Here is a 9,179-nt window from a genome sequence, read left to right on the forward strand (position 1 = left end):
GGGCGGGGTGGTCGGCGGGGTCGGCTGGCTGGGAGCGGCGTTCACGGCCGCGGTCTGCACCGAGAGCGAGCCGATGCTGAGCGTGCCGCCGGAGGAGGTCTGCACGTTCGGCGAGGTGCAGCCGCAGTCGGCGTTCGGGAAGGATCCGCCGATGGCGAGGTCGAAGATGATGAAGAACCCGTGGTCGATCGCGGCCTGCCAGGCCGCCTGGCCCACCTGGGCCTCGCTCACCGACCAGTACTCCTGGCCGTCGAGGTACCAGCGGATCTGCTCGTTGCTGACGCTGCGGTCGATGATCTCGGTGTAGGTGTGGTACCCGGTCTGGCAGCCCGCGCAGGCGAGCATGCCGCTGGTGCGGCCGGTGTACTCGTTGCAGGCCCCGCCCGGCGCGACCCCGCAGTGCAGCGTCGAGGAGGTCTCGCTGTGCCCGTTGACGTCTTCCATGATGTCGGTCTCGCCGATCGACGGCCAGGTGCCGCCGGTGCGGTCACCCGAGCCGAGCGTCCAGAAGGCGGGCCAGTAGCCGACACCGGCCGTGGGGTTCGGCTGCTTGATCGACGCCGAGATCTCCATCATGCCGCCGGCCGGCGCCGCGAAGTCGGAGCGCTGCGACTCGATCCGGCCCGAGGTCCAGGCTCCGCCCGAGTCCAGGGCCGTGATGTCGAGGTGGCCGCTGCCGTCGAGGTAGACGTTCGAGGTCGAGTTCGACATCGTCTCGACCTCCCCGGTGCCCCAGTTGGCCGGGCCGCCCGGCGCGCTGGTGCCGGTGTCCTCGATCCAGTCGGTGGAGGAGGGGGCCGTGCCCGCCGCGCCGCTGAAGCTCGCGTTCCAGACGGTGTTCCAGTTCTCCGTCGGGATCGTCGTGCCACCGGACGGGGTGGCGGAGGCTGACGCAGACGCGGAGGCCGACGCCGAGGGGGACGCGGACGCGCTGGTCGAAGCGCTCGGCGTGGCGGAGGGCGAGGCGGACGCGGAGGCGGAAGTCCCGCCGTACACGTCGAACTCCCACAGCGAGTAGCCGTACCCGGTGGCCCGCGCCGTCCCGTACATGCGGATGTAGCGGCCGGTCCCGGTGACGCTCAGGTTCTGCACGCCGCCGGTGCCGGTCGTGGTGGAGTAGATCGTGGTCCAGGTCGCGTCGTCGGTGGACGTCTGGATCTGGAACGCCGTCGCGTACGCGCTCTCCCAGTTCAGCGAGACGCCGCAGACGGACTGGGTGGACCCGAGGTCCACCGCGAGCCATTGCGGATCGCTGAACGCGCTCGACCACCGGGTGGCGGTGTTCCCGTCGGTCGCGGCCGACGCGGGGAACTGCGCCCCGTTCTCCAGGGAGGAGGCGGTCGTGGGCTGATTCAGCGCGAGGTCGGTGGTGCCGCAGGCGGCGGCGGTCGCCGCGTGCGCGGCGTAGAGCGGCACCGCGGCGAGCACGAACGCGAGGGCGAGGGTGACGAGCACGGCCACCGAGGCGCGGGCGCGTGGAGGCAGGCTGCTGAGTCGTCTCCGGCGCGGCATCGGGCCGGAGAGGTATGCGGTCATCGGTGGCTCCCGGGGAGCTGGTAGGGACGGTCGATCCAGGCCGCGCCCGGCCGGCCCTTCCCCGGGCCCTGAGAGCGCTCTCTCGGGGCACCGGGCACACCCTTCGCGGCGTGCCTGCACGGGTGCGCGCAGGCGTGTTCACGGGAGTGCGGTGAGGCGGGCGGTCGGGTGCGACGTGCGGGTCAGGGGCCTGTGACCGCGCGCCGACCTGCCCTCCCGCCCGGTCGGCCGCGAACGGACGCGAACCGGGCGGGGGAGCCGCGTCGGGTGGGGCCGCGCGGGCCACAGCGGGAGAGCGCTCTCCCACTCGGATGTCTACGCCCCCGGCCCGCCGCTGTCAATATCCGGATCCGGTCCCGGGACCGGCCGGCTCGGCGGCGTGCCCGTCGGCCTTCGACGTGTCCTGGTACGTCCGAACCGGGACTCCTGGCGAAGATCAGGCGGATCGCGGCCCGGGCGATATTCGCTTGAAGCCGTTCCTAGGATGTCTTCATGCGCATGCACAACATCGATGTCGGCGCGGACCTGCGTCAGCGCTGGCTCGGCTGGCTCGCGCCCGGACAACAGCCGTTCTTCCTGTCCGAAGAACAGGCAGAACAGTGCGACGTACACGGCGGATTCGACCTCTCCACGTGGCGTCAGCGCGCGATCTCCGACGAACTGCGCGACACGTACGCGCTCTGGCGTGTCTCCCGTGATCATCTACGGGTCCTGTGGCTGGACGAGCCGACCTTCCACGCCGCGCCACGCGCGGTCCGCGCGCTCTTGGTGCGTGCGCAGGTGGAGCATCGCCGAGGCCTGGTTCCCGCAGTACGTGCATGGGCCGGCCACTTTCCGGACGCGGACCTGCTCGGCCAGGCCGACGGGCACCGGTTCGTGTGGTGGCCGTCGATGCTCGAGCAAGTGGACGACGCGTTGCTCGGGCTGATCCTCGACCGCATCCAGCGATTGCTGCCCAGCCGCCACGGCGAGGTGTCCGACGCGGTGTGGGAACGCGCAGCGCCAGTCTTGCCCGATGCCCGTGCGCTGGCCGGCACGTTCCACCCCGGCAGCGGTCCCAACTGCTTCGGCACCGTCATGGCCGCGGCCGCGGTGCCCGGCGCCGCCACGGCCTGGATGATGCCCGAACCGTTCGAGGACTGGCTCGCCACGCACGCGCGGCCGGTGGCCGACCGCGGCCACGACGCGGACCCGGGAACCGTGCTGGTCTGGCGCGACCCCGACGGCGCCGCGCAGCACGCGGCCGTCACACTCGGCGGCGGCTGGGCGCTGAACAAGCCCTCGCAGCTGTGGTCCACGCCGCGCAAGGTACTCCCCGTGCGCGACGTCATCCGGGTCAGCCGTGCGGCCGGGACGCGGCTGCACCGCTACGCGCTCGTCGAGACCCGGTGCCGCTGAAACAGCGCCAGCGCGGCGATGGAGGGCGCGTCCTTCAGCCGTCCGTCGGCGATGAGCCCCCAGACCTCGTCCTCGGAGAACCAGCGGCTGATCAGCCCCTGCTCCGTCTCCTCCAGATCCGGCTCGCCCTGGGTCAGATCGGTCGCCAGGATCACATGAAAGCCCTGGTTGCAGTACCCGTACGCCTCGAACAGGTGCCCCAGCGGCGTCATCGTCGCGGCACGCAGCCCGGTCTCCTCGGCCAACTCTCCGCGCGCGAGCTCGAGCGGATCGGCGTCGGGCTTGGTCTCCCACGACCCCTGCGGGAACTCCCAGTACCGCGCCCCCACCGCGTACCGGTACTGCTCCACGAGATGGAACCCGCCGGCCGAGTAGGGAACCACCAGGGCGAAGTCCGGCTTGTCCACGAGCCCGAAGATGCCCTCGCGCCCGTCGTGCCGCAGCGTCTTGTCCTCGCGTACCGTCATCCAGCGGTTCGCGTAGACGACGGTCGAGGCGGTGGCGACGAGTTCGTGCTCGGGCAGGGGCGCGGGGGAGGTCTCCTCGATCATGGACACGACTCTAGCCGCGCCCTCGGCTGGGCGGCGGGCTTCGCGATCAGGTGAAGGCGGGGCTGCGGTCAGGCGACGGGCCCGCGGTAGACCTCGGGGTCGGGCATGATCTCGCGGACCTCCTGGGCGCAGCGGCAGGCCACGGCGATCTTCGCGGCCCACTCCAGCGCCTGCGCGCGGGTGGGCACGTCCATGATCGCGAATCCGCCGAGGTACTGGTCGTTCTTCGGGTGCGGGCCCTCGGTGACCGTCCCGTCGGTGTCCACCACGCTCGCCTCGTCGTGCTCTGTCAGGCCGCCGGTGAACACGAACACACCGGCCTCCTTGGCCTGCCGGATCACCGCGCGCGCGGCCGCGGCCACGTCCGGCAGATCCTCCTCCGGGAAGACCATCGCGCCCTCGGCGAACGAAATCAGATACTGCGGCATCGCGTGACTCCATCTCCAGGCCCGGCTCGGCGCTCGGCAGCACCCTTGCACGGACCATCATGGCGGTCGGGTCCGACACTCCGGGCGGTACCGGGCCGCACCGGGCCGCACTGGCCGCGGCCGGCGAGAACGGACGCGGCGCGGCTCCCGCCGACGGGAACCGCGCCGCATCGAGGCTCGGCGCTTCGGCCGCTACCTCAACAGGGGTCTCAGCAGGCGTTGAGCCACGTCTCCGTGAAGTTCTCGTTGCTGCTCAGGGCCGAGGTGGTGTCGCAGATGGTGCTGCCGTTCTCGAGCTCCATCTGGTAGACCGTGTACGGCGACGCGGAGAAGGAGCCGACCGGCTGGCCGTCGACGGTGAAGCTGGTGAAGGGGTCGGTGCCCGACCACTTCGTCAGGTTGTTCGCGGCCATCTCCATCACGGCCTCGGCGGAGGAGTTGCTGGCCGAGAGCGACTTGCTGACGCTGTAGGTCCAGCCCTGGGTGTTGTCGGTCAGGGTGAGCTTGTACGTCTTGCCCGAGGTGTTGGTGACGGTGCCGGTGAAGTTGTCGCCCGCCTTGACGGTCTTGTTGATGGTGACGTAGTTGGCGGGGTACATCTCGTACCAGGCGTAGTAGTCCACGCTCGCGCCGTTGCAGTCGGCGGAGGTGCCGGTCTGCTCGACGGTGGAGCTGCTGAAGCCGTCGAGACCGACCCAGGGGGACATGTCGGTCGAGCCGTCGCCGCTGGTACACGACGCGGCGTTCTGCACCCAGGTCGCGGTGGCGGTGGTGAAGGTGGAGCCGGTGACGGCGTAGCCGGACCAGTTCGACGAGTAGTTCAGCGTCGTGCGACCGTGGGTGGCGCCGGTCGCGGCCGCGTTCAGGTGCGTGCCGGTCGCGGGCTTGTACAGGCCGCCGGGGACGGCCCGGCCGTGCACGCCCGCGGCAGCTGCGGAGGCGCTGGCCGGACCGGCCAGGACGGGCGCGCCGACGGCGAGGGCGAGGACGCCGAGGGCGCTGAGGGTACGGTTGACCATGGGTAGACCCCTTCGTGGGTGAAGGTGACAGCATCCTGACGGGCAGGGCCGATCGGGCCGCGTCGCCGGTGTGCCGTGTGTGGTGGGTACGGAGGACTCTAGCGCCGCGCGGCGGATCAGAGAACTGCTACAAATGTGTGGCGTGGTTCACGGTTTCGGCGGCCAGGGGCGAGGATGCGCGAGATACGCCAGGGCAGCGTGGTGCACGGCCGGTATCGGCTCGAGGCGCAGCTGGCCGCGGGCGGTCAGGGCCGGGTGTGGCGCGCCTTCGACGAGGTCTTGCACATCGCGGTGGCGGCCAAGCAGGTCGGCCTCGACCCGGCCGCGTCCGAGCGGGAGCGCGCCGAAGCCGCGGCCCGCACGCTGCACGAGGCCCGCAACGCCGTCCGCCTGCGCCGTCATCCGAACGTCGTCGCCGTCCTCGACACCTTCGTCGAGGACGGCGTGCCCTGGGTGGTGACGGATCTGGTCGAGGGCTGTTCGCTGGCGCAGGAACTCGCCGAACGCGGGCCGCTGCCGGTCGCGGAGGTCGAACGCGTCGCCGCCGGCGTGCTCGCGGCCCTCGGCGCTGCGCACGAGCTGGACATCCGGCACCGCGACGTCAAGCCGGCCAACATCATGCGCACTCGGGGCGGCGAGATCCTGCTGGCCGACTTCGGGATCGCCAAGCACACCGATGACACGACCCTGACGAAGCGGAACCTGGTCGTCGGGACCTTGGCGTACATGGCGCCGGAGCGCCTGGCCGGGCGGGATCTGCCGGCGGGCGACCTGTTCGCCCTCGGCGTGAGCCTGTACGAGTTGGCGCAGGGCGTGCGTCCGGCCGCCGCGACGGGGTCGGTCGAGGAGCTGCGGCGGGCCGGCCGGCTGGCAGAGCTGATCCTGGCCCTGCTGCGCAAGAACCCGGACGAGCGCCCCGACGTGCCGACGGCGCAACGGATGCTGGCCGCGAGCAAGCCGGCGCCGGCGCCGGCCCCAGAACTGAGCGCGGCTCCGGAACGGACGAAGACCGAGGCAGAGCAGGAACAGACGGAGTAGCAGGAGCAGCAGGAGCAGCAGGAGCAGCAGGAGCAGCAGGAACAGCAGGAACAGAAGGAGCAGCGCGAGAAGCAGTGTGAGCAGACGCTGAATGTCGTGCGCGGCGCGTCGGGCGTCACGGCCGTGATCGCGTTCTTTCTCCTGTTCATCGGCATGCTGGCGCACTAGATCGGCGCCGTCACCGGCGGGCCGACCTACGGCGGCTTCACCGGGGGCGAGGTCTGGACCGTGCACGCGGACATGCTGAGCGATCTGTTCGTCTGGGGGTTGCAGCTCGGCGTGTCGAACGTGCATCCGCTGCCGGGGTTCTACATGTGCGCGTTCGCGGGGGCGGCCGTGGTGGTCGCCGCCGCGTTGAACGTCTATCGGTTGATAGAGCGCCGCCGGACCTAGCCGAGGCCGCCGGACCCGGCCACGCACGGCAAAACGCCGCCGGACCGTTGGCGTCGAGGGCACGACGAGCGGCAACGGTCCGGCGACGGGCTTGGGGTGCTACCGGCCTACTGGATGGACTGCTTGGTCAGCAGCCACTGCTGGCAGTTGTATCCGGTCGAGGCCCACTGGTCGGCGACCGCGCCGTCGGCCGTGGAGTTCTGATAGATCTCCAGCAGCAGGCCGCTGTTGACGTTCTTGACGTAGCCGTAGCCGGAGTCCGTCGCGGTGAACGTCCAGTCCTGCGACGTCGCACCGGAGGACGGCTCCTGCACCGCTGCCGCGCCGTTGGCCGTCGAGGCGCTGCTGACGTCGAGCAGCTTGCCGCTGTTGAGGTTCGTCAGCGTGTAAGAGGTGCCGGACGAGGTGGGCGTGATGCGCCACACCTGCGTCGGGTTGTTCGTGTCGCCCCACTGGTCGGCCTGCGTACCGGAGGTAGTGCTGGCCGACGGGGTCTCGAGATACAGGCCGCTGTTGCGGTTGACGAGTTTGAACTCGCCGTACGACGCGGCTCCGGTCTGATAGACGTCGATGGAGTCGAGTTCGGCGTAACTCGACGCGTGGGTGAAGGTGATCGTGTTGTTCCCGGCGTTGAGGGTGGCGCTGAACTGTGCCCACCCGTACCGGTTCCAGTCCACCGTGGCCGGATAGCTCACCGTGATCGCGGTGCCGCCGTTCACGCTGACGGACTGGGTGCTGGTCGAACCCTCGCCGTTGTCGTAGCGCACGTTCACCGTGTAGGTGCCCGCGGTCGGCACGTTGACGTGCGTGAACGACACCGAGCTGTCCGAGTTGTTGATGTTGCCCACCTTCTCGCCGCCGTCCGCGTCGACCTGCGAGACGAGCGAGGTGTCGGTGAGCGTGGCGCGCTCGGCCTCGTAGTGGTGCGCGTTGAGCGGGATGCTGCCGACGTGCACGTCGTTCTGGCCGCTGGTGGTGTTCTCCACGTTCGTGGCCTGATACAGCGTGAGGCCGTCGGTGCTGGTGTCGAAGGACTGCGCGAACCCGGCGAAGTAGCCGCCCTGCGTGTCGGAGGCGTCGTAGGTCACCGCGTACGGCAGCTGTTCCCACGGGCCCTGGCCGTAGTTGTAGTTCACGTAGAAGTTCTGGCCGCCGCTGATGTTGCCGGTGCTGTCCACGGCCCACTTGGAGGAGACGATCACCATGCCGTTCGGGCCGCCGGCCGGGACCCATTTCACATAGGGAGAGGAGCCGAGCCCGCGGCCGTTGGCGAGCTTGATCTGGGTGCCAAGGCTGCTCGCGCTCCAGGTGATGCCGTCGCTGGAGAGCTTGTAGTACACCTCGGCGGTGTTCAGGCTCTGGCTCGGTTCGTTCACCACCTCGTAGGTGGCCATGTACTGGCCGTTGCCCATCTTGGTGACGGTGATCATCCCGGGCCGGTCGCTGTCGTCGGGGATGGCCGCGACGTTGCCCTCGGTGCCCCAGCTCGTTCCGCCGTTGGTGGACACGCGGTAGGACACGGCCTGCAGGATGCTGGCGGAGGTGTCCACGCCGCTGCTGTTGTAGACCTTCTGCCGCTCGTCCGAGAAGTAGCAGACCAGGTCGCCGTTGGCGTCGAGGTTGAGCGAGGGCTCCCAGATCGAGCTCGTGGTCGAGGTCGGGCTCGGGTCGTAGGTGGCCGGGCCGCCGGTGTCGACGGTGCTCAGCAGGCTCCAGGACGCGCCCTGGTTCGTGCTCTTGTAGATCACGATGCGGGTGCTCGACTCGTCGCTCGGCATGATGTTCCCGGCCAGCAGCAGCGTGCCGGCGGCCAGTCCGTCAGAGGCCTGCGGCAGCTCGTAGAGGAACGGCTGCGAGGTGCGGGTGAGCGTGGAGAAGTCGTTGGAGGGCACCACGTTCGTCAGCAGCGACCAGGTCGCGCCGTTGTCGGTGCTGCGGTAGATCGGGTAGACCTGCACGCCGTTGACGTAGGTGAGCTGGTCGTAGGTGACGATGATGTCGCCGTTGGAGGAACCGTTGTGCTTGAGCACGACGATCTTGGCGTAGGTCGCGCCGCCCTTGTCCGGGAACGTGCCCTGGGCGGGGGAGGTGTAGACGACGGAGCCGTTTCCGGTGGTGACCGCGGCCGCGGGGCCGGCGGTCAGCACGCTGAGCCCGAACAGGCTGGTGAGGAAGGTCAGGAAGGCGACGAGGGAGGAACGGCGGCGCATGCGGCGTCGGTGACGCACGGGATCACCTTGTTTCCGAGAGGGGATGACCGGAGGGAGCCGAGAGTAGGGCAGGAACAATCACCGGTGGAACTGCGGGCGATTCCGCACACCGCCCGCGCTCGGCCGGGCCGAGGTTCCTACGTTGTACCTGTGAAGCCTCGGGTCGGTCAAGCCCTGTCGCCGAGCCCTGCGAGCAGATCGGGCGGCGGCGCCGGTGCCCTCGTCACCGCGACCGCCCGCCCGATCAGGCCTTGCGCTGCGAGCTCTCCGCGACGATCAGCTCGTAGCGGCAGCGCAGTTCCCGGTCCGGGATGGTGGTGTCCGAGCGCATGCGTTCGACCAGCGCGGTGACCGCGACGTTGGCGAGGTCGGCGAAGTCCACGGCGATGGTGGTCAGGGTGGGAACGGAGAATCTGCCCTCGTCGATGCCGTCGAATCCGGCCAGGCCGAAGTCGTCCGGGGCGCGCAGACCGCACTCGTGGGCGGCGCGCAGGGCGCCGAGGGCGAGCACGTCGGCGAAGCAGTAGATCGAGTCCGGGCGTTCGGCCTGCGCGAACAGGGCGTGCGCGGCGGTGGCGCCCATCGCCTTGCCGTACGGGGCTCCGG

General features: G+C 70.2%; 9 protein-coding genes. 3 read left to right on the forward strand and 6 right to left on the reverse strand.

What is annotated here, in order from left to right; translation table 11 throughout:
- On the reverse strand, positions 1 to 1,536 hold a 1,536-nt coding region (locus tag KDL01_RS35640; protein ID WP_212533112.1), incomplete at its 3' end, for a discoidin domain-containing protein.
- A 492-nt stretch (positions 1,537 to 2,028) separates the two neighbouring features.
- On the opposite strand from KDL01_RS35640, the gene KDL01_RS35645 reads away from it, so the two are divergent.
- The gene (locus KDL01_RS35645; protein WP_212533113.1) at positions 2,029 to 2,934 is read left to right on the forward strand and encodes a hypothetical protein; all 906 of its coding nucleotides are present in this window, start codon (positions 2,029 to 2,031) and stop codon (positions 2,932 to 2,934) included.
- Here the strand turns inward: KDL01_RS35645 and KDL01_RS35650 are convergent.
- From KDL01_RS35650 to KDL01_RS35660, 3 genes are all read right to left on the reverse strand, one after another.
- On the reverse strand, positions 2,904 to 3,485 hold the full coding sequence (locus tag KDL01_RS35650) for an NUDIX domain-containing protein (protein WP_212533114.1): 582 nt from the start codon (positions 3,483 to 3,485) through the stop codon (positions 2,904 to 2,906). The genes KDL01_RS35645 and KDL01_RS35650 overlap by 31 nt on opposite strands.
- 68 nt (positions 3,486 to 3,553) lie before the next feature.
- On the reverse strand, positions 3,554 to 3,913 hold the full coding sequence (locus KDL01_RS35655; protein WP_212533115.1) for a YciI family protein: 360 nt from the start codon (positions 3,911 to 3,913) through the stop codon (positions 3,554 to 3,556).
- A gap of 209 nt (positions 3,914 to 4,122) precedes the next feature.
- A complete protein-coding gene (locus tag KDL01_RS35660; RefSeq protein WP_212533116.1) occupies positions 4,123 to 4,932 on the reverse strand; it encodes a G1 family glutamic endopeptidase in 810 nt (269 codons plus the stop codon).
- Between the two features lie 174 nt (positions 4,933 to 5,106).
- On the opposite strand from KDL01_RS35660, the gene KDL01_RS35665 reads away from it, so the two are divergent.
- Both KDL01_RS35665 and KDL01_RS35670 read left to right on the forward strand, forming a co-directional pair.
- Positions 5,107 to 5,970, forward strand: a complete 864-nt coding sequence (locus tag KDL01_RS35665; RefSeq protein ID WP_212533117.1) for a serine/threonine-protein kinase — start codon at positions 5,107 to 5,109, stop codon at positions 5,968 to 5,970.
- 240 nt (positions 5,971 to 6,210) lie between these two features.
- Complete coding sequence (locus KDL01_RS35670; RefSeq protein ID WP_212533118.1) at positions 6,211 to 6,363, forward strand: hypothetical protein; 153 nt, start codon at positions 6,211 to 6,213, stop codon at positions 6,361 to 6,363.
- 107 nt (positions 6,364 to 6,470) lie between these two features.
- Here the strand turns inward: KDL01_RS35670 and KDL01_RS45655 are convergent, their stop codons facing one another.
- Together KDL01_RS45655 and KDL01_RS35680 are read right to left on the reverse strand one after the other, a co-directional pair.
- Positions 6,471 to 8,591: an RICIN domain-containing protein gene (locus tag KDL01_RS45655; protein WP_212533119.1), complete on the reverse strand. Its 2,121-nt coding sequence runs from the start codon at positions 8,589 to 8,591 to the stop codon at positions 6,471 to 6,473.
- A 226-nt stretch (positions 8,592 to 8,817) separates the two neighbouring features.
- Positions 8,818 to 9,179, reverse strand: a 362-nt coding sequence (locus KDL01_RS35680) for a substrate-binding domain-containing protein (protein WP_212533120.1), incomplete at its 5' end; no start/stop codon positions are given.

It is taken from the genome of Actinospica durhamensis (genome assembly GCF_018139695.1).
Lineage (GTDB): Bacteria > Actinomycetota > Actinomycetes > Streptomycetales > Catenulisporaceae > Actinospica > Actinospica durhamensis.

Excerpts from the sequence above, each read along its gene's own strand:
- KDL01_RS35645 (WP_212533113.1), top strand. The coding sequence starts at position 2,029 with ATGCGCATGCACAACATCGATGTCGGCGCGGACCTGCGTCAGCGCTGG.
- KDL01_RS35650 (WP_212533114.1), bottom strand. The coding sequence starts at position 3,485 with ATGATCGAGGAGACCTCCCCCGCGCCCCTGCCCGAGCACGAACTCGTC.
- KDL01_RS35655 (WP_212533115.1), bottom strand. The coding sequence starts at position 3,913 with ATGCCGCAGTATCTGATTTCGTTCGCCGAGGGCGCGATGGTCTTCCCG.
- KDL01_RS35660 (WP_212533116.1), bottom strand. The coding sequence starts at position 4,932 with ATGGTCAACCGTACCCTCAGCGCCCTCGGCGTCCTCGCCCTCGCCGTC.
- KDL01_RS35665 (WP_212533117.1), top strand. The coding sequence starts at position 5,107 with ATGCGCGAGATACGCCAGGGCAGCGTGGTGCACGGCCGGTATCGGCTC.
- KDL01_RS35670 (WP_212533118.1), top strand. The coding sequence starts at position 6,211 with ATGCTGAGCGATCTGTTCGTCTGGGGGTTGCAGCTCGGCGTGTCGAAC.